This window comes from Evtepia gabavorous (genome assembly GCF_003425665.1).
Taxonomy (GTDB): Bacteria; Bacillota; Clostridia; order Oscillospirales; family Oscillospiraceae; genus Evtepia; species Evtepia gabavorous.
In genome coordinates this window covers 81,564-105,772 of the sequence record NZ_QQRQ01000007.1, presented here as the reverse complement: position 1 = coordinate 105,772, position 24,209 = coordinate 81,564, and the positions used below count along the sequence as shown (strand labels likewise).

The window sequence follows — 24,209 nt, the reverse complement described above, 5'->3', positions numbered from 1 at the left end:
GTGTAATATAGAACGGTGGTTTATAAAATGAGATATTCTTGCAATGACATTTTTATGGTTAGGACTCCGAGTTTACCAGCAAGTGTGTTTTCTGATTTTGTACAGTTTGAAGGCAATGATGTGGAGAATTTTCTTCAGCAAACCCCCTTCCGTGATTTTATGGATAAAAGTATTCTGTTGTCTAGTCGTGAATTGTACAATGCTAAAAAGCGAAATTTGCAGAGTAGCACCAAAAAAAGCAAAGCAAGAAATTTAGCACGCATTAAATTCCTAATTCGAGCATGTACAAGACCAACGCCGTACGGCCTTTTTGCTGGGGCTGCGTTGGGAGAGTTTTGTGAGAATCCAAATATAGAACCTCTGGTTATCGACGAAAGAAAAGCCATTCTCGAATGTCGAGCAGATTATTCTTGGCTCTCTCATTTTATTTATGAGATGGAGAATAATCCATCCGTATATCCACAACTTCAGTTACGATTTAACAACAATTGCTATGTTTCTGGAGACCGATTAAAGAACCCGCATCACTCAAATCATGGTTTTCTTATGCCAGAAGAAACCGTCACCGAAAGAACTCACATGCGAAATACGCCTTTGATCACCTATGTGAAACAACAGGCACAGACGTTCATTCGCTACGATTTATTAAAATCTCGCATTCAAAGTAAATATCCTGGTGTTCCAGAGGAAAAAATTATTTCAACGATCAATGCACTCATGGAAAATGAAGTTTTACTTAGCAATTTGAGGGCTCCAGCAAACTGCGAAAATGGATTGGAATATGTCTTGAAAATTCTGGCGCCCATAGAAGGAATTAATCGGCAGAAGGAAACGCTACAAAAAATTAATACACTAATTAACCAAATGAATGGTGAATTGGAGATTGATCAGGTGAATGCAAAAACCATTGAGTCTGTCTATACCTTGATGGATGGTTTGCTTAACCAGAAAAATGAGAAAGACCTTCTGGCCGTGAATAAGGGTATGGTTCTTCAGCAAAACAAGTTGCCTTATCAAGTGAAAGAAATTGTAGAACAATTTGTTGAAGCATTGACATATCTACAAGTCGATGTGCCCTCAAGGTTAGAAAAGTTTAAGCGGCAGTTTCAGGAAGAATATGGATCCAATGTAGAAGTACCGTTTTGTACTATCATCGACCAAAATGACTTTAACGGGCTTTCCTACTTAGAAAAGTATCAACCATCTCAGGATGAAAAAGATCAAAAAATCAAACAAATTGTGGATGAAAAGATTTTGGATTGTCTGCAGGCGCAGAAGGAGGAGATTAATTTATCTATAGATAATTTTTCATCCCTGGAAATAAGTCGAGAAGATAGGTATCCAGAATCTTTTGACATCAACTTCTTTGTCTCCAAAGAAAAAGAACACTATCGTTTGTGGCTTGCGCCAATCGGTGGAAGTGGAGCTGCCGGGGATATGTTCAATCGATTTAACTGTGTATTGGATGCAGACCTTTTCCATCAATACAAAGAAAACAATCGCTCCCTTGTTTGTTCAGATAAAGCTCTGGTTACAGTAGAGATCAGAGAAGGAAGTGTAAAGGGGCGGATGAGCAATGTCAATAATCACAGAAATGAAAGCCAGTATTATATTGCGCTTGCTACAAATGATGACAATTCCAACGCAGAAGAACTTCCTTTGGATGACCTGCTGATAGGCATGCAATATAATCAACTTTATATAAAATCCAAACGGCTCGGAAAACGTTGCAAGGTTCGCCAAAACTGCATGGTCAATCCATCTTCCTTGTCGGAAGTATCCCAACTACTAATGCAAATTTCCTCAGATGAAGAGACCAGTATCATAGCCAGAGCGTTTCAACTATTTCAAAATGATTACGTTTTTCTCCCGAGGATTTCGTTGGAAGATGTTGTAGTTTTTCCAAAAAGGTGGAACTTACCATTACATTTCTTTGCGCTTCATTCTCAGGAATCTTTTGAAGAATCCTTTCAAAAACTTCGTCGCAAGTACACGATTGATGATATTGTCTACTTATCAGAAGGAGACAGGAGATTAGCTTTAAACTTAGATAAAGCACATTCTATGGAAATTTTATATAAACATATTCAGAAAAACAACAGTCTACGTTTATCTGAAATAGAAAAAAATATTTTCAACGAAAGCATTTGTGTAGACATAAAGGGAAAATCCTATATTACAGAGATTAGTTGTTCCTTATTTCGTCCCAGCGTTTCCAAATATCCTACAAGAGAGACCGAACCGTGGAATGTGCTGCAGAATGAAAACAGATCCTTGATGCTTTTACAGGATGGATGGATCTATGCAAAGCTTTATCAGCTGGACGATCGGGAGAATGAAACCCTTAATTACATTGTCTCCTGCTTAGGTTCTATTGGCAACCCGAAATTTTTCTATCTCCGCTACTCTGATGAAATCGGGCGGCATTTAAGAGTGAGATTCAAATACGAAAACGAATGGACAGCACAAAAGCATTTGCTTGCAATACAGAAAATGTTGATAAATTTCCGAACATGGAAGCTTATCAACAAAGTTCAATTTGATATTTATTTTAGAGAAAACAACCGGTACGGAGGCAGTCAACTCATTGCATCGGCAGAGGAGGTGTTTTTTGCTGACAGCCGTTTTGTGATTGGTCTTTTGGATGAATTTAATATCGAGGAAACAGAAGGGTTGGAAAATGCCTATCTATTGGGCATCAGCACAATATTAACTGCTTTTTTTGATCATTGGGAGAAAATGCTACTGCAAGTGAATTTGACGCCGTTGCTTGCAGAAAATAAAAAACTCTTTCGGGAAAAAAAGCAATCTTATATTAAAAAGATAGAATGGTTACTCTCTTGTAATGATTCAAATTTAAGTGAGCAGACAGTTGCACTCCTTACAGAGAGAAATGATGCAATCAAAAATTATCGAAATAAGATATTATGTGCAGAACAATTAACAGCGCATCAAGAAGAAATCATCTCTTCTGTCATTCACATGTTTTGCAATCGCTTAACAGGAGATAGAAGCTTAGAGCAAAAATATCTCAACATTATGCGAGAAGGATTATCTAATATTATTGAAAAAGGCAAGCGTAATCCCATTAACGAACATTAGCTAAATGGAATATTACAGTAGTTACATATCATAGACTCAGCTCTTGGACAATCATTATATGAAAGGAGATACATAATGGGAAACTATAATGATTTTGATCTTGACATTAAAAAAGTGCAAGGCGAAAATGATATTGGCCCCGCATCTATTACAACAACTATAATACTTAGTATAAAGACTTGTACTGAAGCGTTATCTTGCGATGGAGGCTGTTCTGGCAGCGATACCTGCGGTATCACCTGTGGGGGAGTAGGTGCGAGTTGCAGTGGACACTGCAGATAAAGAGATATTTTTCTCTTCCTTACGTAGAAAAGTCCACACTTCATAGGTAGACGAAAGCATAGATAAAATTTTTGTCCAAGAGTTGATTCTATGTTATGTGATTTTACTGTAAATTCCATGGTTCATCAGCATAATGTTTTAGCAGTTGTGAAAAAAGGGAGCGCTTGCTATGAAAAAGTCAGAGACACATTCCGCCCAAAAAGAATGTAGAGAACCTCTAATATTCCTCTTGGTAACCTATGGCATTCCATATCTCATGATAATTCCCATGGCGATTCTTACCGATATGGGAAAGAAAGTAGACTTTTTTGTATCCGCTCAGATGTTTTGCCCCGCAGCCGGTCTGCTGGTCGCCAAACTTCTCTGTGATAAAGACAAGCGTTGTATGCCAAAAAATTTCTTCATTGGTTATTTAGTGCTGACAGGGATCACTCTTTTGTGGTGTTTTACCACTTTCTTCTTGCCGTTTCAGCAAGTTTCGACTGGTGGAATGGTTCTATCTATCATTACTGCTTTGGTATTTATTAGCGTGTATTTATCTGAAAGCAATGACGCGCGCAGTGCTTACGGACTGAAAAGTAAAAATTGGAAACTTTCTGTTTGTCTATTGATTTTGTTTGTAGTCTTGCACTGTGTTTCCCTTCTGCTGGTGATCCTTTTGACGGCGACAGGAAATGTGATGGACGCGTTACGAACCTGCTTCTCACAGTTGTTTCAACCAGCTATATTATTTCTGTTTTTGTATAATTTCCATTACCACTTTGGGGAAGAATATGGCTGGCGTTCCTATTTTCAACCACTGTTGCAGAAAAAGTTTGGCATCGTCAAGGGGGTGCTCCTCTTTGGTGTGTTATGGGAACTTTGGCACCTGCCAATGGTCATTTTTTTCTTTGCACCTTGGGTATCCATGACATCCCCTATCGAGCTGGTGCAAGTCATTTTGGGACGGTTGATTTCTACTACTACACTCGGAATTTTTATAGCATACGCTTACATGCGGACCAATAATGTATGGCTGCCTGTAATAATACATTTTTTACATAACACTATTGTAATGTTTAGTTTGATGAATTTTGCAAGCATGGAGGCTCCAAATGGGGGTGTAGAATATTGGCATATCATTTTTGTCTACGTCTTAATTCTGATGGTTTTCTTCACACCGCTTTTATTCTCCAAAGTATTTCGAAGCAAAATATAAGTTGAAAAGCCGTACAATGTTAGAAGGTTTTTAGCCAAAAATATGTTATTAAAGATTACATATCATAGATTTAGCTCTTGGACAAATAGAAAAGGAGGAAATAAAATGGGAAACTATAATGATTTTGATCTGAATATTAAAAACATTCAGACGCAAAAAGAGGATGAAAATTTGCGTTTTACAAGTATTTATACCTGCGGGGACTCCTGCTCTTGCGGAGATACCTGCTATAATACCTGTGGAGGGTTACAAACCAGTTGTAGTGGACACTGCAGATAACATATCTTTTATATTCAGAAACATATCTGCAAGTCTGTAAAATTGCGTTTATATTAAGATGCCTCGCAATTTCTAACGATGTCCTTTGAGCATGAGAGACACCATAGATAAAACTATTTGTCCAAGGGTTAAGTCTATGGTATGTTTTCAAGTGGCAAATATCTAAAAATATTGTATGGGTTAGACAGTACATCCGTCCAGCGATTGGAAAGCGCCAAACAGAGAAAGGTTGGAACCATATCATGACTGGAAAACAAATTTTTTGGAATAAATCTATAGAGACAGATATCTCAGAAATTGTTCAGGAAATCTTGCATTATGTAGATTCCCAGAGAGACAATGGAACCTTAAACCCCAATTATTATGACAGCATACTGTTGTTCATTGCTGATATCCTGCCTTATGTAAAAGAAAAAGAGAGGTGGACAGATTTAGGATACTTGATTTGTCAGAATATAAAGGAATCTATAGAAAACTACGGATACCAACACCGAACAGCCATGTTTGGCGGGTTAGGTTCTCAATGCTTTGCTGTGAATGCTTTTTGTCAGGAGAGCAACCTATTGCAGAAATTTGCAAAGAGCATGAATCAACTCTTGTTTTTGGCAATCGACAAAAAATTATTACAATTGAAAAAAGCTCCAGTTTGCGATTCCAACCATGACATGATTAGTGGCATATCGGGGGCTGTATATTATCTCTTAGACTGCGACTATACCAAAGAAGAGAAGCACATTTTGAAAGCATGTATTGAGTACTTAGTGGCCCTTACAAGAGACACAAAGTTTGAGGGCAAATCAATAATCAAGTTTCATGTTTTACAGCCCAATCAAAACCCTAATTTTAATCAGGAAAAATTTAAACGTGGAAATATCAACTTTGGGCTCGCGCATGGTATGCTGGGACCACTAATTGCGCTGGCAAAAGCCCATGCAAAAGGTTTCAACATAGAAGGGCTAAAAGATGGAATCGAGAAAGTCTATCATTTGTATGAAGTGTTTCAAGTAGTCAATGAGGAAAAAATACCTTGTTGGCCGGGACCTATGACCGTTGAAGAATACTGGAACGGCACGTGTAAACCAGAGAATTTGCACATTAGCTCCTCATGGTGCTATGGGAACGCAGGCGTAATGCGAGGGTTGCAAAAAGTTGCCGGCTATATGGGGTGGAAAGAGAAGGAACAGGCACATGTTGAAACAATGATACGTTTTTTCTCCCAGAACATAAAGACATATGATTTATATAGTCCATCCTTGTGTCACGGTTTTTCCAGTTTGGTAGCAATTCAAATGTGTGCCTATTCTTCTTACAGAAATCCCAAGCTACTTACAAATTTGGAACGCCATATACAAAAAATGATTGCAGGGTATCGAAAAAATAATGAGAATGAGTTGAATCTTACAGACATTCGTAATAAATCAATTCTAATTGAGGGGCACTTGAACGATCTATCGATTTTGACTGGCTCAGTCGGAATCGCGATTACCCTGCTGTCACTGAAGAGAACAACAAAGACAGGGAAATTGCTTATGATTGATTGATGCGTTTACGCATGATATCGCGGTAGAAGGGAGCGGTAAAGAAATGAAAAATACAGGAGATCAATATCGTTTTTTCATTCTTTTTCCCAGAATTATAAAAAGTATGTTTGAGGTAGACAAGCGATATCTCTTCGTTTCTTCTGCCGTAACGATCATACAAAGCTTGGCCCCAGCAATTTCTCTTTTGATTATGCAGCAAATTATCAATTTAATTCAGCAAGGGATTCAGAGCATTACGTTTATTCTCCAGCTGGTTGTGCTCTATGTTTGCATCGATCTGGCCTCAACCATTATAAGTGGCCTCATGAATTATTACACTACAAAATTTTCTCTTAAGTTCAATTTACACATCAAAGATTGTATCATGCAAAAAGCGAGTCAATTGAGTTTGTGGCATTATGAAAATAGTAATACTTATGACAAAATCAAATTAGCCGAAGGTGCAAACGGTGGGACGCTGATGTCACAGTTTACATCCTTTACAACATTGATTGGTCAAGCTATCACATCTCTATCTTATATTGTAATTCTTCTTCATTTTAATTATATCATCATTCTTATCATTGTAATTATGCCAATTATAAAATTTCTTATTACAAATCTAATCAATAAAAAGCAATTCTGCATTATCAAGGCAAGAACCAATCAAGAACGGAAAGCATGGTATTATAGTTTTATTGTCACAAACGGAACACATTTCAAAGAGCTAAAGACTTATAATTTATTAAATTATTTTATCAAAAAATATGACGATTTATATAAAAAATTTAATCAACAAGATGCTGCCATTGCAAAAGAAACAATGGTCAAAATGACAAGTCTTAGTATCATTGAGCAAATTATTACAGGAGCGATCTTCGCGTATATTATTTACTGTGGTTTCGTCGGCGGGATTTTATTGGGAGATGTGGTGGCTTACACAAGAGCTGCAATCTCAAACCAGACAAATATTCAATCTATTTTACAAAATATATCTTCGATTAAAAAGTCAAACCTTTATATTGGTCAATATTATAGTTTTATTGATCTGGAAAATGCAAAAACTTTAGATGAAGGAAAAATCATCATAGATAAAATTCACAGTCTGAAATTAGAAAACCTTTCTTTCAAGTATGACACAGGAGGCTATGTGTTAAAAAATGTGAATTTTGAATTCAAGGAAGGAAATAGTTATGCAATTGTAGGAAAAAACGGAAGTGGAAAAACAACCTTGGCAAAATTACTTATGGGGTTATACGATAATTATGAGGGCAATATCTATGTCAATGGAATCGAATTGAGGTCCATTCAAAAAGAGCATTACAGCAAAAGAATAGCGTCTTTGTTTCAAGATTTTATTAAGTACGACGCGACTTTCCGCGAAAATATCGCGTATGGAAACCTCGATTTAATGGATAAAGATGCAGAACTGCGAGACCTAAGCAATGAATTTAGAATCGGTCATATCATTGATCACAGCAAACAAAATTTGGATACCCAGTTAGGGTATTGGTTCGATGAAGGAAAACAGATTTCTTTTGGCGAGTGGCAAAAACTTGCAATTGCAAGAACATTTTCTAAAGATGCAGATGTTATTTTCTTGGATGAACCCAATTCTGCCCTTGATGCAATTTCTGATTATGAGATTTCTCAGCTCTACCAAAAGTTATTCCAGGATAAGATGGGTATTATCATTGCACATAAATTTAATAATCTGATTAACCAAGTCAACAACATTTTAGTGATAGAGAATGGGCGTTTGGCGGAAAGTGGTACTCACACAGAACTTCTTCATCAAGGGAAGATTTATTATGAAATGTACCAGCTACAAAATAAAAATAGCGCTGTTCTTTGAGCCAAACTAATTCCTAAGGTTAATGGTGGCCCAGCGGATTCTTCCGCTGGGCCACCATCTCTTTATTGGTCAAAAGCAGGGTTGGTGTAATACACGTTTTTCTGATCCAAGTGTTCCCGCACCATTTGCACCGCGCTGCCAAAACGCTGGAAATGCACAATTTCCCGTTCCCGCAGAAAGCGAATCACATCGGTGACATCGGGATCATCTTTGGCTAACCGCAGAATGTTGTCATAGGTTACTCTGGCTTTCTGTTCTGCTGCCATATCTTCGGTCAAATCGCAGATAGGATCTCCTTTTACACCGATGGAGGCCGCCGTCCAGGGGAACCCAGAAGCTGCCGTGGGATAGATCCCTGTGGTGTGGTCCACAAAATAGGAGGCAAAGGCCGGATCACTTTGAATCTGCTCATCCGTCAGATTTCGGGTCAGCTGGTGTACGATGGATGCCACCATTTCCAGATGCCCCAACTCCTCTGTGCCGATGTCCGTCAGCAAGCCTTGAATCTGTGGATAGGGCATGGCGTAGCGCTGGGAGAGATACCGCAGGGAGGCGCCCAGCTCCCCGTCAGGACCACCTGAGTGCAATAGGCTACGATTGCGTACAAGAAACTTTTCTCCGGATTACAGCCGAAGACGATAGACCAGCCGAACCACCCCCTCCTCCTTGTTCCAGATACAGGATTCCAATACATGGTGGGCAGCCCGGTATTTCTCCTCCGTGCCAGAGGTAGGGTCCTCCAATGTGGTTACAATTTTCTGTATCTCGTCATGTTGCTCCGAGGCCGCACATACCTCCCGGCTGGAAGAGAGCAATTCTTGTCGGAGATGATTTGCCTGCGCTGTCAAACGTTCCTTTTCCCGCTTATACTCCTGGATTCCTTCCGCACCGCACAGAAACGCATCCCGTAACCGCTGTAACTTTTTTTCCAGAGCCGCTAACTCCATTCTCAGAGCCTCCTGCTGGCGCTGGGTGTCAGATACCACTGGTTGCACAGAAAACCGTGTTTTCCCCGCCGCATCCAAACGCATACGGGATAAGACCGCAGCCTCTAACGTCTCCGCCACAATATGCTGTGAAACACTACATTTCCCTTTCGTATATCGTCCACATGTGAGATAGTGAGGTTTCGAAAAAACAAGACCGCTCCCACAGGCTCCACAGCGGGCCAAACCGGCCAGCCAGTGTTTCCTCTCCCCCCAAGGTCGGGCATGCTTTGAAGAACGTGCCACCTGTGCATCCAAACGAATCCCGGCAGCCTGAAAGACCGACTCCTCAATCAGCGGCGTATGCTTTCCCTGTACCAGCATCGACCCGCCTTCTTGTTCTCCCTCCCCATGCCAACGCAGCTTTCCCACGTAAACCGGGTTGGAAAGAATGTACCGAATGCTTCGGCTGTCCAGGGGATTCCCGCGGTGGGTCAGCATCCCCATCTGCTGGGTCCATCGGGCAATGGATACCATAGCCTCCCCCGCTAAAAAGCGCCGGTAAATCTCCTGTACCACAAAAGCCTCCCGGGGAACTGGCTGGAGTATGTTGTCCTTCACCCCATAACCAAAAGGTGGGGCCGTCTGTAGTTCGCCCCGGCGGGCTTTCTCCCGCATCCCCTTTCGCACCTCATCCCCTAAATTAATCGAGTAATATTCCGCCATAGCCTCCAGCATGGCTTCTAAAATCAGGCTCATTTTGTCGTCTTCCAGGTGTTCTGTGATACTGACAACTTGCACTCCGCACTGCCGCCGCAGCATAGATTTATAGACGATACTGTCCTCCCGGTTCCGGGCAAAACGGTCGAACTTATGAACCAAGATCACAGAAAACGGAGGCGGACGTTTCTTCGCCGCTGCAATCATGGCCATAAAGGCGGGACGCGTTTCCGCCCTGCGGCCAGAGATGCCAGCGTCAATGTACACATGCTCCGGAGAAATCGTCAGCTGGTGCTGCCTGGCATAGTGTTCCAGCGCCCGGTGCTGCGCCTCTGGAGAATATTCCGTCTGATCCTCCGTGGACACGCGGATATAACATGCGGCTTCCTGCCATGTTTCCATACTGCTCCCCCTCTCTGCTTCAAAACCTATGTGAAAACACAGGAAAGAATCCCCCTCTCCATGCATAATGTACTTGCAGAGAGGTGATCCAGCATGGACAAAGACATCCGGTGCGAAAGCTACCTATGGGTTCAGGGCATTCAAACCTCCACAGAGGACCTAACACCAACCCAGCGAGAAGCTTTGGCAATCTGGCTCAAAAAAGAATATCTCAATGAACTGTGTCGCGGGAAATACGCTTTTACTCCCAGGGAACAAGAGGAAAACATGAAATAACCGGTGAGGAAAGAATTCCCTCACCGGTTATTTCATGTTTTAGACCAGAGTATCATGATAAAACTGTCTTTCCCTCTTACGGGAAGAAGACACTTTATTGAATGTCTGCGGCGTTCTTCTTTTCCAGGTAGGCCAGGATTTCCGATGCATTGGTATCTGGTTTTACTTTGGGCATAGCCGCTTCAATAACGCCGTTCTCATCCATGATATAGGTGGCACGCACGGTTCCCATGCTGACCTTTCCGTAGAGCTTCTTCTCTTTCCAGACATCATACGCCTCAATCACCCGATGCTCTGGATCAGACAGGATCAGGAAGGGAAGCGCATGCTTCGCCGCGAATTTTTCATGGGAGGTGACAGTATCTTTACTGATACCAATTACAACCACGCCCTTCGCCTGCAACTGCCCATAGGCAACCCCAAACGCACAGGCCTGCCTGGTACAACCTGGGGTGTTATCCCGAGGATAGAAGTACAGGACCACCTTCTGTCCCAAAAAATCAGACAATCGAACCGGATTGCCGTGCTGGTCCGGCAGTATAAAATCAGGCGCTTTCGTTCCAACTTCCAACATTGGCTTTATCCTCCTTACAAAATACATAGGTTATCTCATCGGATCGGTCGGGACGAAATTGGTAGCCTAAGCGGTCAAATGCCTTCATTTGCTCCGGCGTTTTCCCTTGGACCTGGGCCAGATAGCGAACCATCTCTCCGCGCGCCATTTTGCAGAGGGTTCCCTTCTCCACCACGGTTCCATCCTTCTCCTCCCCGAAAATGCAAGTAATCATCGTGACTTCCGGGGGCAAGTATGCCGCGATACAACGACTGTACTCCTTTGATGCCAGGTTGACAATCACCCGCGTCTCCCGAGAAAGGGCCTTGGCCAAGGTATCCCCCCAATAGGCGTAAAGATCCTTGGCACCGGACACGGCGAGTTTGGCCTGCATTTCCAAACGGTAAGGCGTCACCCCATCAAAGGGGCGCAGAAGGCCGTAAAACCCTGACAGAATCCGCAGATGCTCTTCCACATAGGCCAGTTCTTCCTGGTTAAACACACCAGGTGCCATGTACTGATATTGAATTCCCTCGTAAGCAAGGATCGCCGGTGTCAACATACGATGCAGGTCCATGCAGGCCAGCCGCTGCTGGTTCAGCAAAGCAATTTTGTCACTGCACTTCCAAAGGGATTTCAGTTCCTGTCCCGACATCGTCTGCAGACGCGCCAAAATTTCCTGGGTTTGGGGCAAAAACGCCGGAAGCCTGTGACAAGGAAAGCTGTCGGTGTCCACCTTCATTTTCTTGGCCGGTGAAATAATCAGCCGCATCTGCTTTCCTCCTTTCATAGGGCATATATCTCTGATTCATGCCCTGTGGTCTTCTGGACACCAATAGCGCACCTTTCCCCGGCTCCGGCGTCCATACTCGACGGCCTCTGCGGGACATCCACAGATACAAGCCATACAATGGGTACATCGATTCCCCCAATGGGGATGCCGCTCTGCCAAGTGAATATTATTCAGGGGGCAGAGCTCTACACAGCGGCCACAGCCAGTGCAGGCCTCTGTGCTGTAAAAAGGCTTCGCCCGAATCACAAACTGGTAGAATACTCGATTGACCAGCCCGCTCTTCAGGCGGTCCAGACAGGTTACCCGCTTCTCCGGAAAGGGCTTTCCCTCTGCAATCCAAACCGCTCCCTGGTTCAGGGTCGGCAGTGCTTTCCTCAAAATGGCCTGGGCTTCCGCTTTTTCCGGCGCGGAGAAGAGAGCAATATAGTTCTCCGGCATAATCACCTCCAGCACCCCCTGATAGGCAAGTCCCTTTCTCCTGCAAAGGGACTGGATGCTTTGGGCTGCGTTTCCAATATCTCCCCCACAGGTCATGACAAAGTATACCATCTGACTGCCGGAAAACTCCGCCGTTTGGAGGAACTCCATCAGCACATGGGGCAGCTGCCATCCGTAGGTAGGGGCCACAACCACCCAGGGACGGTCAGCGCGAAATTCACCCTTTCGCCTCTCCTTGATCCAGAGTCCTACATCCTCCGCCTGGTCTCCCAATGCCTGGGCCAAAAACTCTGCCGCGTACCGGCTGTTTCCTGTTCCTGAAAAATAAAGAATCATTTCTGCGCTCCCCTCTCCCCTGCCTGCAAACGGGCCAAAATCACATCATCAGCCGGACAAAAGGGGTATTGAGAAATCTCTTCTCGGGTGATCCAGCGAATGTCCTGGTGCTCCAACTTTTGGGGCTCTCCCTGCACGATCACCGCATGGAACAAGGTCAGATGCACAGTAAGGTCGGGATACGAATGGGTGACTTCCATAAACAGATCCCCCACTGACACAACGACGCCCAGCTCCTCCTGACATTCCCGCACCAAGGCAGCCTCTTTGGTTTCCCCCGGCTCCACCTTGCCACCCACAAATTCCCACAGCAGGCCTCGAGCCTTGTCAGGTGGGCGCTGACAGGCCAAGAAGCGGTCTCCTTCCCAAATCAAGGCCGCAACCACTTCTGTCATGCTATACTTCCTCCCCTTTTCTCCGCAAAAACGACTCCGCCAGTGGGATCAGTTTCTCCTCCAGCACCGTCAAATAGATTTGCATCTCATGTTCGGTGAGAAATGCCTGCATCGAAGACACGGCAATCTCCAACGCCTGCTTCAGGGGATAGCCATAAATACCGGCGGAAATCAGAGGAAAGGCAATGGAATGAAAGCCCGCCTCTGCCGCCAAAGTAAGGGAGGTACGATAGCAGCTGCCCAGAAGCACGGCCTCTCCCGCCTCTCCCCCGCGCCAAATGGGGCCCACCGTGTGGATCACCGCCTGCGCTGGCAGTGCAAACCCTTCTGTCATCACTGCCTGTCCTGTGGGACAGCCTCCCAACTTCCGGCAGGCACGCGCCATCTCCGCATACCCTGCTGCGGCAAAAATCGCACCGCAGACCCCTCCTCCAGGGGCCAGAGCGGAATTGGCCGCATTGACAATGACATCCACATGCATCGTGGTAATGTCCTGTTTTACAATCGTAAGTGGCACACAAATTGCCCCCTTTCTCTGGTGTTTCTACAGCCCAGTATACCGGCCTGCCTATACAAAGTCAATGAAAAGGCCGCCGACGGAGCATTCTTCCGTCGGCGGCTACTCAATTATGCTGTTTTTGGGCGCTTTCCCAGGCAAAAACTGCCGCACCCAAGGCCCCCATCACCTGAGGATTGTCCAAAATGCAAACGGGATGCCCCAAACTTTTGCTTAAGGCCTCCACCAAAGCGCCATTCAGTGCGCCGCCGCCCGTCATAACCACCTGCGGCTCCACCCCGACACGCCCAGCCATCCCGGTGATCCGTGTGGCAATGGATGCGATGGCACCCGCCGCCACATTGGCCTGGGACACACCGGCGGAGAGGTGGGAGATGACCTCTGATTCAGCGAATACCGTGCAGAGATTGCTGATGGGAACCACTTCCTCTCCCTGTTGGGCCAGCTGGGAGAGGGAGGCAATGGGGCAGTCCAGCACCCGGGCCATTACTTCCAAAAAACGGCCCGTCCCGGCGGCGCATTTGTCGTTCATGACGAAGTTCTCCACGCTTCCATCCTGCCCCAGACGAATGACCTTGGTGTCTTGCCCGCCCACATCCACAATGGTTCGGGCAGAGGAGGAGAGGTGAAAAACTCCTTTGGCGTGGCAGCTGATCTCCGTAATTTGCCGATCCGCCCCCTGGTAAGTCATACGTCCATAGCCTGTTACCACCGTATAACGAACCTCTTCTGGCCCAATCCCCGCCTGGCGATAGACTGCCTCCAGCACCTGCCCCACACCCTTGGTGCCCGTGCCCAAATTCACCACCTGGGCCGCCAAGGATTCCTGATTTTCTCCCAGCAGAACTGCCTTTGACGAAGAGGAACCAATATCCAATCCCAAATACACCGCAATCTCTCCTTTTATCTTCTTTAAGACAGATTAATTTCCAAAAATCCCTGTATTCTGGTGCGAAGCTGCTCTGTGGATTCGACGAGTTGGTCGTGCTCTATGCTCAGCAGAGGGATTCCCTGGGCTGCCAAGTCTTTCTTGACCAAGGGATGGTCAAAAGCTTCCGGGTCGCAGAACTTCATCAGGCAGAATAACACGCCATCTGCTCCTCGCTCCCTGGCCAGCTGCGCGAGCAGGTCTCCACGGGGCTTTCTCGGCTCATAGAGAGGAGAGGCTCCCTTCAGGTCCAGGAAACGATAGGCCAGTTTGGACTCTACGGTTCCGCCAGCGCGGGTTGGCGTACGGAACTGCATGGATTCATGGCAGAGAAGGTCATCCACTACCGCCACCCCCAGCTCCTCCAGAAGCTCCAGAACCGGTTCCGCGTCCAGCATGATACCAGTGACCAAAAATTTCTTGCCAGTAAAATCCTCCTTAGGCCGCGCTTTCAGCGCGTCCAACAGTTCCCGCATCTGGGCGGTATAGTATTTTTTATCCATGAACCAAGCTGCCTTCAGAATCAGGTGACGAACTTTAGGAGAGATGGTTGTTAAGTAATCTGGGACAGTGTTAATGAATTCCATCATAACGGCCCGGTATTCCTCATAGACCGCAAATGCCTCTTCCAGAGGCATGGGGCGGCAGTCCGCTGTCTGCACCTGCTCCAGCGCCTGGGACAGATAGTCAAACTCATCCAGCAACTGCCCATGGGCTGCCTGAATGGTCCGGTTATTGGGAATGGTGACGCCGATGACGGGGACCTTGGGCACCGCCACCTTAAAGTTTTCACAAACGCATTTCAGCGTATCACACTGGGACGGAATGAGCGCAGCCTTCAACATATCATATTTTCCAGAGAGCCCCAGTTCCAGGTTGGCCCGCATGATAGAGCAGGCAAAGCTCTGAATGTACTGATTGGACTTCTGGAAAGAGGAAATGCCCCCCCATAGCCCCACCGGCAGGAACCCGGCAGCATAGACCAGCTCCTCTGGAACGAAGAGAGGGAAACAGCCCACGGCAGGCTTGCCCGTCTCTTTCACACTGGACCGAATGGTTTCTTCCGGACAGCGACCTGCCTGACAGAGTGTCTGAATCATCATCTCCAAAGTTTTCATTGTGCCGCACGTCCTTTCTTCGCCCGGTTGGTCTCCATCATCTCTGCCAGTGCCTGCACCCGGGTTTCATACTGGGCCTCCGAGAACAGCCGCGGGTCCGTCTGGTCTCCATCAAAAATCACAGAGGGAACCCCGCACGCCTCCAAAACCCGGCGCTGCACCTCATACTGCCGGAAATCCATCAGTTTACAGCTGCGGTTGGAGTGAAAAATGATCCCATCCAGGTCAAACTTCCGCGCCAGGCCCACCATATTATCCACGTCGTAGTTCAAATTCCGGTTGGGATAGACATTGCCGGAATAGGCCCGTGCCATTCCTTCAATATCCCCGGTTTCATAGCTCACCGTCCAGGACTTGGGATAAGTTGAGGTCACCATATTGATGCCCAATTTTTTTAAGGTTTTGTAAGTGTAACGCAGGTAGGGCCAGCAAGCAATCCCATCCCACAGAACCCGGTATTTTTCCTCCTGATCCTTCCAAGGTCCCTGGTGAAGGCGGATTTTTTCCTGCAGTTCATCGTGCCAGAGATGGAACAGATCCCTCGCCTGGGTGGTCCCCCGGGCGAAAACAATGATGGCCATGTAGTTAAAGATGTCAAACCCATCCAGCGGTGAGGGGTGGGCAGCTGCCAGCTCCGTGGCTTTTTTCCACCAGTAACACGTCTCATTGGAGATCTCCATGACTTCACGCAGCCGCTCATAGTCGAACTTTCGGCCGGTAATCTCCTCCAGCTGGTCAATGATGTGATACAACTGTCCCTTCATATATTTGGCGTTGTGATCCTGCACCTGGTCGGTGTGGTTAAACGGCGTGTCAAACATAATCAGCGGAATATTAAGCTCTTTGGACAAGTTTTCATACCACTTGATCACCGTGTGGCAGATATTGCTGGTGCACAGGAGGAAATCCGGCATGGGCATATTCTCCGCCTCACTGTGCTGCAACTCCGCATACGCCAGGTTGACCCGAGCATAGGAACATAAATCCGAAGAATACCCCTTGCGCTCCGTATAGGCAATAAAGGGCTCTGTATCCCGGCGCGCGCCAATGGCCGCAGCATGGTTTTCCGGATACATGGTCACAATGTCCATGGTAGTCAGCAATTCCTGGGGCGCAATGGAGGTGCTCCAGCACACCAGACGCCCGTCCTCTTTGGCCTGCCGGGCATCCCGGTAATGGTCCCGCAGCATCTCATCCACCCATTCCTTGGATGTGCGCGGCATCGCTTGCTTCTGCATGGTCAGTCCTCCTGTTCGGTTGGTTTTCTTCCGGCTTTCCCGCCGGGAATCTCTAAAGTCAGTATATCCTTGCTCCGTAGGATTTGTAAAACTACGTTTTTTGAAACTTGATTTCAAAACCCTTCATACCCCCAATCAGGACAGGATACAAGATTTATGATATACTACAACACGTGAGGGATACGATTGAAAAAAACAGGGAGGCACCCACCATGAGCATTAAAAAGTACGAAGTCTTATTGCAGACAGCAGATCTGGGCAGCTTTACCAAGGCTTCCGAGGTCCTCGGTTACACACAGTCCGCCATCAGTCACATTGTTACCGGATTGGAGGACGAGCTGGGTCTGAAACTTTTGACCCGCGACCGGTTCGGCGTGCGGCTTACACCGGAGGGAGAGGCCCTTCTTCCCGCCATCCGCGCTGTCTGCCAGCAAAATCAAGAGGTCACCCGTCAGGCCGCCCAGTTCCATGGCTTAGAGATTGGACAGGTGCGCATCGGCACCTTCCTCAGTGTTTCCGTGCATATTCTTCCTGACCTGCTTCACACCTTTTCCCAGCGGCATCCCAACATTACGTTTGAGCTTCTTCAGGGCAGTTACGAGGATATTGAGCGATGGCTCAGCGAGGGCCGCATCGACCTTGGTTTTCTCCGTTTGCCAACCAACAGTCACTTTGAATGTACCCTTTTGCTGGAGGAACGTATCTTGGCAATTTTCCCCGAGGACCAGGCCCCGGAAGAAGATACCTTCCCTGTGGAAGCACTGAAGCAGGCGCCATACATCCTCCGTCCGGACTCCCTGGACAATGAGACCCGAGAAATCTTTCGCAAAACCCTTTGCAATCCCAGAATCACCTATTCCGCGAAGGATGACTACGCCGTTATGGCTATGGTAGAGCGCGGTCTGGGGATCAGCATTCTGCCGGAACTCCTTCTCAAACGCACACCCTATCGTCTGGCCAAACGGGAACTGTCTCCACCTGCCACCCGGCAGATTGGTGTGGCTTGCAAAAACCCGCAGGCCCTTCCACCTGCGGCCCGGCAGTTTCTTCATCACATCAAGCAGGCTGCGCCTCTCTGAGCCCATGCCCTCAATTTTCTTGATACCTGGTTTCAAGATTCCGCGTTTTACATTCTCCTTTCAGGCCGTTATACTGCAAATGAGGATGCGGCGGGGCCTCCGCCGGACAACAGGAAGGAGAATGGTTATGGCAAAATTCGTCACAGCCCAAGAGGCAGTGCAGTATATTCACTCCGGAGACCGGGTTGCCCTGGCCCACAGTGTGGGGGAACCCCAGGCCCTGGTCAACGCCATGCTGGACAACTATCAGGCCTATCAGCAGGTGGAAATCTGTCACATGCTGGCCTTGGGCCCCTGCAAATACACCCGACCGGAGATGGCGGGACACTTCTGGCATAACTCGCTCTTTGCCGGGCCGGGCAGCCGGGATGCTGTCAACGAGGGAAGAGCTGACTACACACCCAATCTCTTCGGGGAATCTCCCCGCCTTTTTTACGAAGGGTTTCTTCCCATTGACGTAGCCTTAATTACCCTCTCCCCTCCCGATGAACGGGGGTACTGTTCCTATGGCGTGACGGTGGACTATACGAAGTGCATCACCGAATGTGCCAAACTGGTCATCGCACAGATCAATCGTTACATGCCCCGGACATACGGTGACACTCTGGTCCATATCGATGACATTGACCTGGCCGTAGAATGTGATGAGCCCCTCTTCCACCGTCCCATTCTCCCTGTGGGAGAGATTGAAGAGCGCATTGGACAGCACTGTGCCAGCCTGATTGAGGACGGTGCTGCCATTCAGCTGGGCATTGGCACCATTCCCGACGCCATTCTTCATTTCCTGGGGGAGAAAAACGACCTGGGAGTTCATTCGGAAATGCTCTGTGACGGGGCACTGGGCCTGCTCAAGGCAGGCAACATCAACAATAGCCGGAAGCAGATCAACAAAGGGGTGTCCGTGGTCACCTACCTCTATGGCCGCGATGAATTATACGAGTATGCGCACCTAAACCCCAAACTTCAAATTTTCCCTGTCAACTATGTCAACGATCCCCGTATCATCGGCCAAAATGACAATGTGGTCTCTGTCAATTCCGCCCTCAGCGTAGACCTGATCGGGCAGGTTGCAGCAGATGCCATCTCTGCCGATAAAATTTTCAGCGGTGCGGGCGGGTTTGTGGATTTCGTCCGGGGTGCCTCCTTCTCCAAGGGAGGGAAATCCATTATCGCCATGCCCTCTACCGCAATGGGCGGGAAAGCCTCCCGAATTGTCGATCAATTTGAGGCGGGACGCCCAGTGACCCTCTCCCGCTTTGAGACCCACTATGTGGTCACGGAATACGGCATCGCACAGCTTCGTGGAAAAACCCTTCGTCAGAGGGCCCAAGCACTCATTGCCATTGCCCACCCTTCCTTCCGGGATCAGCTCAAGGAAGCCTACGAGCGGAGATTCAAAGAGCCCTATCCCTCCTAACAGAAAAAGCTCCCTTCCCATGTAATTTTGGGAAGGGAGCTTTCTTATCCGCTCCACCGTTCCAGCTCCGCCTCTAAATTCTGATAAAAGCGGGCCATATGCAGACCGTCTACCAATGCGTGGTGGCAGAGAAGGGAAACCGGGAGAAAGGCCCGTGTTCCCTCCCGGCGGTAACGCCCCCAAGTAATCCGGGGATTGGAGTCGGCGGGAGAAGGCGTGGGCTGCACAATGCCATCATAGGTGATCCAAGGCAGGGAGGAGACAAACAAAAGAGGCAGAGACTCCTCCTCTGTTCCATCCTCCAAGCTCTGCCGGCGCTTCGCTGCCTCCTGGGCCTGTACCGCCTCCGGCAAATATTCTTGAAATGGTTTTTCACTGCGCAACATGCAGTAGCAGTAGGTCCCATCCGGCAAGGCCACCGTGTGGGAGGTTGGGCAGTTTTGATATTCTATAATCTCACCCTTCCAAATTCGCTGCCGAAGCTCTGGAACTTGATTGGCCGCCCGGGAGACGCAGTAGAGGAAAGAGAGGAAGAAAGGGCTGCCCTTTTCCTGTACGCTCTCTAAAAAGTGGGTAATTTCAACGGAAACGGTCACACCGGCATACGGCTGTGCCATTGTGCTGAAATAGGCAAAGTGCGCCCGCCGCGGGTAGGTCTCCATGGGGATAATACGATACTCCATTCTTTTCTTCTCCTTTCAGAATCTTTAACGGTAGGCAGTCAGTAAACGAAGATTCTGCTGATCCAACGAGGAGAACTCCAACTGATCCGTCTCTCTGGTCCAACCGTGGTACCAAGGCTGTCCCTGGAACATCATCTGGAGGGTGTCTGTCTCAAAAATATAACCGTTCTTGGCATAAATGGTATTGATGAGCAGTTGAATATCATAGCGGGACAGATTCCGAATGTAATCCTCTGTCAAAGCCTGATCCACTGCGTGCCGGGTCCAAATCCATCCCAGGGAGGAGGTTTCCTGCGCGCCGCTGTCCCGGTAACGAACCAAGAGATTCAAATTACTGCGGTCCAGGGATGACATCTGCAGGCGGGATGCGTCATTGGACACTGCCACATACCAGGGCATCCGACTAAAGTAGCTCTGAATACTCCCCGTCTGGAAGACATAGCCGTTTTTGGCATAGATCTGGTTGATAATAAATTGAATCTGCTCTCCATCCATGGCCGCCACTTCACGCTCTGACAGGTAATAGGTGGGGTACACCGCAGCGGCATTGGTCTCCTCCACGTAGGAGACCTCCGCCTCTTCTGAAGCATCGCCAGAGTTATCAGCGGCATCAGAGGTGCCATCCTCCCCCACAATGACTTCCACATGGCAGGAGACCGTGCTGTATGCTTTGGATGCAACCGTCACCGTGCAGGTTCCCTGGGACAGAGCGGAGACCATTCCTGCCTCATCCACCGTGGCCACAGCTTTATTGCTGCTGGCCCAGACCAGCTCCTGCTCCGAGGCATCGGAGGGGGTCAGTACCACTTGAATCCCCTCATGGCTTCCCACCGTCAAATGCATGGTCTCCGGATAAGCCGCAATGGAAGTCAACGCTTCTGTTTGCTCCGGCGCAGAGGTCCCGCAGCCTGCCAGCAGAAGTGCCAACGTGCCAGCCAGGAAGATATACTTTCTCATCTTTCTTTCCTCCCACGAAAAAAATCTCTCTTTTTCGTTTCATACTGTTAGGTTAATTATACGATATAGAGACGGTCAACGCAAGAAAAAGGCAAGCATTCCCCATTCATTCCTCCAGAAGAAACGACTGCCCATTGTAAAAAATCTCCATCACGCGATCCCGATACGGTTCGCTGCATGGAAGCGCCTTCAACTTCTGTGTCAAGGAAAAAGACTCCCAACTGTGCATGGGAAAGGCCAACTGCACCTGCATGGTGCGCATCCACCAGTCAAATCCCCACCAAAAGTACGACTCCTGACGGGGATCCAAAACCAGGAAAGCCACATCTATTTTCCGCCCCATCAGCTTTGCGCCTTCCTTTTTGAACTCCCGTTCCATCTCATCATTCCAGTGTTTCGGTTCCTCTTCCCAATGCCACCATTGCAAATCCCCTGCGTGGAATAAGGTTTTTCCCTCCGTCTCAACGAGAAACGCAACGCCGGCATCTGTGGAACGAAAGGTCGTAATCCGCAGTTCTTCCAACGGGAATGTCCGCCCTGCAGACACCCGAAGTACATGCGTCTCCTCAATACCCAAGGCTGCTTTCCGTTTGGCGGACAGGCGAATGCAATTGGCCAGTACATACCAGACATTGTCCATTCCCAGAAGGGAAAAAATCTCCGGGGAATAATGGTCCCCATGATGATGACTGGCAAAAACATAGAGTGGTTTATGGCGGTCAAATGCAGGGATTGCTCCCCCATACCAGTCAAACAGAAGGCTGCAGTGGGACAGCTCCACCAAAAACGCACTGTGGTAGAGAAAGGTAACCTTCAACATGTGTCTCCCCCCAAAACGTCGGCCGCCCCATACCAAATCGCTGGCAGAAGGGACTGGCTGCTTATTTTTGTCCCAGTTTACGGGATATTCGTAGAAATGTCAATCTTCTCCCTTGACCTGCAACGGGGACCGGCCCTGCGCATAGACTGGGGAGAAAGGAGGTCATTGCTATGCCCTATTCCGGAACTTTAATGACCCGTGTCTTCACCAGCCGAAGCCAACTTCCTGTGGAAGATGCCGCCGTCTCCATTCTTCAGCATGAGCCGGGCGGACGTCAGCGGCTGATCAACATTCAGACCAGTGACCGCAGCGGCAACACCGTCCCCACCATCATTGAGACGCCAGACGCCCAAAACAGCCAATCCCCCGGGCAGGAAACTCCGTTTTCCCTCTGCGATATCTGGGTCGAGTGCCCTGGCTACCAGCTTTTGCTCATTCAAAACGTTCAAATTTTCCCTGGAATCGCCAGTATTCAAGATTTGCCCCTGATCCCCTTGGCGGAAACAGGCGGCCGGCCGGCCAGCAAAGTGGATATCTCTCCACAGGACCTATAAAGGAAGGAGCGGTTCTATGCCAATTATCGTCACACCGTATATTCCAACCTATATCACCGTTCATTTAGGTACACCAGACAGCGACGCGGAAAATCTGACTATCTCCTTCCGAGAGTACATCAAAAACGTAGCTTCCAGCGAGGTCTACCCAACTTGGCACAACTCCGCCCTTCGCGCCAACATTCTGGCACAAGTCTCTTTTGCGCTAAATCGCGTCTATACGGAATTCTATCCCAGTCAGGGATACTCTTTCAATATCACAGCGTCCACAGCTTACGATCAAAAGTTCATCAAAGGAAGAAACATCTTTGACAGCGTCAGCACCTTAGTGGATGAGCTCTTTACCGTCTATATCCGACGGCAGGGATTTGTGGAGCCGCTGGCTGCCAGTTTCTGCAACGGCACTACCACAGTCTGTGATGGACTCTCACAGTGGGGGAGTGAAAACATGGCCCAGCAGGGATATGATTCGGTACAAATTTTGCGTCACTATTACGGTGACAACATTGAGTTGGTGACAAACGCCCCCATGCAAGACATTCAATATTCCTATCCTGGCGCCCCCCTTCGCCTGGGAGACATCAGCCCAGAGGTCCAGGTCGCTCAAATCATGATCAACCGTATTTCTGTTGCCTACCCCGCCATTCCAAAAATTTGGCAGGTGGACGGAATTTTTTCTTCTTCCACTGAAGACGCAGTACGGGAACTGCAGCACATTTTCAATTTAACGGTGGATGGGATCATTGGAAAATCCACCTGGTACATGATGGTCCATCTATATACCGGAATTCTTCGCTTGTCTGAACTGGTAAGCGAGGGGCAGACCTTCTTTCAGTTGGATTTCGAATACCACCAAGCCATTGTCTATGGACAAAGGGGAGAAAGCGTCACCCTTCTCCAGTATCTTCTCTCGATTCTGGCACAGTTCTATCTCACCATCCCATTCCTTACCATTGACGGCGTCTTCGGAGATGAGACCCAGGCCGCAGTGCAAGCACTTCAGTTAGACGCCGGTCTGCCACAGACAGGAACGGTGGATGAGGAAACTTGGGACGTTATTATAGACCGGTTCATTGGCATCGACCGAACCGTTCTCAGCAACCCCAAGTTTTTCCCTTACCAAAGTCCCTCTTCTGGAGAAGTCGAGCCAGAGCTCCTTCATTCCTATTTTTCTGCCCGGCCCGGTCAGTTCCCTGGCTTTCCCTTGGAACTGGGGGCCAGTGACAATGACCAAGAAAGGAGCGAATCATGAGCACCTCACTTCCCCCTGCTTTTTCCCTGGGGCCGGTCAGTACCCTGCAGGAGATGCTGCGTACCATCGCCTTTGTGAACCGTTCCCTCCCCTTTCTCCGTCCCACCGGCCGGTTTGACGAAGAAACCCTGGAAGCGGTAATGATGTTTCAAAAGATAAACGGTTTCCCGGTGACTGGTATCGTAGACCGGCGAACTTGGGACGCTATCATGAACGCCTTTTTGCAGGCTTACAGTCATCTGGCACCGCCCCGCACTGTCACCATTTTTTCCCAAGGTGCGGAACTGATCCACCCCGGCCAAAGTTCTCCCCTACTCCGTCCTCTCCAAGATATGTTCCGTGCATTGGCTGAAATTCTGGAGGGAATCGCATCTACCCCCTCCACAGGTGTCCTGGATGAGGACACCACAGCTAACCTTCGCTGGCTCCAGGGACACTCCGGCCTTCCGCAAACCGGCGTTCTGGATCAAAACACCTGGGAAATGCTGGTTCGTCTGTTTGAAACCTTTGTCTCACAAAAACCAGTGCAAAAAATAGATAACAACCAAAAAACACACCTATAAAATGGTCC

The 24,209-nt window shown here is 47.9% G+C and carries 24 protein-coding genes; 11 read left to right on the top strand and 13 right to left on the bottom strand.

The features are described from left to right. The first annotated feature begins 120 nt into the window (after window positions 1-120). From DV520_RS06125 to DV520_RS06110, 5 genes are all read left to right on the top strand, one after another. Window positions 121-3,102 carry a lantibiotic dehydratase gene (locus DV520_RS06125; RefSeq protein ID WP_165850050.1) on the top strand — a complete coding sequence of 994 codons (2,982 nt, stop codon included), beginning with the start codon at window positions 121-123 and terminating at the stop codon, window positions 3,100-3,102. A gap of 75 nt (window positions 3,103-3,177) precedes the next feature. Then, window positions 3,178-3,384 (top strand): FDLD family class I lanthipeptide, encoded by a 207-nt coding sequence (locus tag DV520_RS12765; protein WP_187422457.1) that lies wholly within the window; start codon window positions 3,178-3,180, stop codon window positions 3,382-3,384. A gap of 169 nt (window positions 3,385-3,553) precedes the next feature. Then, entirely contained in the window at window positions 3,554-4,582 is a 1,029-nt protein-coding gene (locus DV520_RS06120) for a CPBP family intramembrane glutamic endopeptidase (protein ID WP_117142142.1), read from the top strand. Window positions 4,583-5,103: 521 nt separating this feature from the next. Next, the gene (locus DV520_RS06115) at window positions 5,104-6,402 is read left to right on the top strand and encodes a lanthionine synthetase C family protein (protein WP_117142141.1); all 1,299 of its coding nucleotides are present in this window, start codon (window positions 5,104-5,106) and stop codon (window positions 6,400-6,402) included. Continuing rightward, window positions 6,395-8,236, top strand: a complete 1,842-nt coding sequence (locus DV520_RS06110; protein ID WP_117142140.1) for an ABC transporter ATP-binding protein — start codon at window positions 6,395-6,397, stop codon at window positions 8,234-8,236. The genes DV520_RS06115 and DV520_RS06110 overlap by 8 nt, the downstream gene beginning before the upstream one ends. A gap of 62 nt (window positions 8,237-8,298) precedes the next feature. On the opposite strand, the gene DV520_RS06105 is transcribed toward DV520_RS06110, so the two are convergent. Continuing rightward, window positions 8,299-8,823: a manganese catalase family protein gene (locus DV520_RS06105; RefSeq protein ID WP_117142139.1), complete on the bottom strand. Its 525-nt coding sequence runs from the start codon at window positions 8,821-8,823 to the stop codon at window positions 8,299-8,301. A gap of 36 nt (window positions 8,824-8,859) precedes the next feature. Next, window positions 8,860-10,284, bottom strand: a complete 1,425-nt coding sequence (locus DV520_RS06100) for a recombinase family protein (protein ID WP_165850049.1) — start codon at window positions 10,282-10,284, stop codon at window positions 8,860-8,862. A 93-nt stretch (window positions 10,285-10,377) separates the two neighbouring features. On the opposite strand from DV520_RS06100, the gene DV520_RS06095 reads away from it, so the two are divergent. Further along, the gene (locus DV520_RS06095) at window positions 10,378-10,560 is read left to right on the top strand and encodes a hypothetical protein (protein WP_117142137.1); all 183 of its coding nucleotides are present in this window, start codon (window positions 10,378-10,380) and stop codon (window positions 10,558-10,560) included. Window positions 10,561-10,654: 94 nt separating this feature from the next. On the opposite strand, the gene bcp is transcribed toward DV520_RS06095, so the two are convergent. From bcp to DV520_RS06055, 8 genes are all read right to left on the bottom strand, one after another. Next, a complete protein-coding gene (gene bcp / locus DV520_RS06090) occupies window positions 10,655-11,134 on the bottom strand; it encodes a thioredoxin-dependent thiol peroxidase (RefSeq protein ID WP_117142136.1) in 480 nt (159 codons plus the stop codon). Beyond that, a complete protein-coding gene (gene yaaA / locus DV520_RS06085) occupies window positions 11,106-11,885 on the bottom strand; it encodes a peroxide stress protein YaaA (RefSeq protein ID WP_117142135.1) in 780 nt (259 codons plus the stop codon). The genes bcp and yaaA overlap by 29 nt, the downstream gene beginning before the upstream one ends. A gap of 36 nt (window positions 11,886-11,921) precedes the next feature. After that, window positions 11,922-12,680, bottom strand: coding sequence for an EFR1 family ferrodoxin (locus DV520_RS06080; RefSeq protein WP_117142134.1), 759 nt, complete (start codon window positions 12,678-12,680; stop codon window positions 11,922-11,924). Continuing rightward, window positions 12,677-13,075, bottom strand: a complete 399-nt coding sequence (locus DV520_RS06075; RefSeq protein WP_021919709.1) for a (deoxy)nucleoside triphosphate pyrophosphohydrolase — start codon at window positions 13,073-13,075, stop codon at window positions 12,677-12,679. Before DV520_RS06075 ends, DV520_RS06080 begins: the two co-directional genes overlap by 4 nt. Before the next feature lies 1 nt (window position 13,076). After that, the gene (locus DV520_RS06070) at window positions 13,077-13,592 is read right to left on the bottom strand and encodes a macro domain-containing protein (protein WP_117142133.1); all 516 of its coding nucleotides are present in this window, start codon (window positions 13,590-13,592) and stop codon (window positions 13,077-13,079) included. A gap of 106 nt (window positions 13,593-13,698) precedes the next feature. Further along, window positions 13,699-14,481 (bottom strand): acyl-CoA dehydratase activase, encoded by a 783-nt coding sequence (locus tag DV520_RS06065; protein ID WP_242984658.1) that lies wholly within the window; start codon window positions 14,479-14,481, stop codon window positions 13,699-13,701. Window positions 14,482-14,504: 23 nt separating this feature from the next. Further along, on the bottom strand, window positions 14,505-15,638 hold the full coding sequence (locus DV520_RS06060) for a 2-hydroxyacyl-CoA dehydratase subunit D (protein WP_021919712.1): 1,134 nt from the start codon (window positions 15,636-15,638) through the stop codon (window positions 14,505-14,507). Continuing rightward, on the bottom strand, window positions 15,635-16,876 hold the full coding sequence (locus DV520_RS06055; RefSeq protein WP_021919713.1) for a 2-hydroxyacyl-CoA dehydratase subunit D: 1,242 nt from the start codon (window positions 16,874-16,876) through the stop codon (window positions 15,635-15,637). Before DV520_RS06055 ends, DV520_RS06060 begins: the two co-directional genes overlap by 4 nt. Window positions 16,877-17,088: 212 nt before the next feature. Here DV520_RS06055 and DV520_RS06050 point away from each other — a divergent pair, with 212 nt between their 5' ends. Both DV520_RS06050 and DV520_RS06045 read left to right on the top strand, forming a co-directional pair. Then, on the top strand, window positions 17,089-17,955 hold the full coding sequence (locus DV520_RS06050) for a LysR family transcriptional regulator (protein WP_021919714.1): 867 nt from the start codon (window positions 17,089-17,091) through the stop codon (window positions 17,953-17,955). Window positions 17,956-18,082: 127 nt separating this feature from the next. Then, window positions 18,083-19,372: an acetyl-CoA hydrolase/transferase family protein gene (locus DV520_RS06045; RefSeq protein WP_242984657.1), complete on the top strand. Its 1,290-nt coding sequence runs from the start codon at window positions 18,083-18,085 to the stop codon at window positions 19,370-19,372. 44 nt (window positions 19,373-19,416) lie between these two features. Here DV520_RS06045 and DV520_RS06040 read toward each other — a convergent pair whose 3' ends face one another. The 3 genes from DV520_RS06040 to DV520_RS06030 form a co-directional block, all read right to left on the bottom strand. Further along, the gene (locus tag DV520_RS06040; RefSeq protein WP_117142131.1) at window positions 19,417-20,055 is read right to left on the bottom strand and encodes a CatA-like O-acetyltransferase; all 639 of its coding nucleotides are present in this window, start codon (window positions 20,053-20,055) and stop codon (window positions 19,417-19,419) included. A gap of 24 nt (window positions 20,056-20,079) precedes the next feature. Then, window positions 20,080-21,012 (bottom strand): YARHG domain-containing protein, encoded by a 933-nt coding sequence (locus DV520_RS06035; RefSeq protein WP_117142130.1) that lies wholly within the window; start codon window positions 21,010-21,012, stop codon window positions 20,080-20,082. A 106-nt stretch (window positions 21,013-21,118) separates the two neighbouring features. Next, window positions 21,119-21,832, bottom strand: coding sequence for an MBL fold metallo-hydrolase (locus DV520_RS06030; RefSeq protein ID WP_242984656.1), 714 nt, complete (start codon window positions 21,830-21,832; stop codon window positions 21,119-21,121). 170 nt (window positions 21,833-22,002) lie between these two features. Here DV520_RS06030 and DV520_RS06025 point away from each other — a divergent pair, with 170 nt between their 5' ends. From DV520_RS06025 to DV520_RS06015, 3 genes are read left to right on the top strand one after another with little or no spacing between them, the layout of a single operon-like run. Next, entirely contained in the window at window positions 22,003-22,386 is a 384-nt protein-coding gene (locus DV520_RS06025; protein WP_021919719.1) for a hypothetical protein, read from the top strand. Between the two features lie 16 nt (window positions 22,387-22,402). Continuing rightward, on the top strand, window positions 22,403-23,638 hold the full coding sequence (locus tag DV520_RS06020; RefSeq protein WP_021919720.1) for a peptidoglycan-binding domain-containing protein: 1,236 nt from the start codon (window positions 22,403-22,405) through the stop codon (window positions 23,636-23,638). After that, window positions 23,635-24,201 carry a peptidoglycan-binding domain-containing protein gene (locus DV520_RS06015; protein ID WP_117142129.1) on the top strand — a complete coding sequence of 189 codons (567 nt, stop codon included), beginning with the start codon at window positions 23,635-23,637 and terminating at the stop codon, window positions 24,199-24,201. Before DV520_RS06020 ends, DV520_RS06015 begins: the two co-directional genes overlap by 4 nt. The last annotated feature ends 8 nt before the right edge of the window (window positions 24,202-24,209 follow it).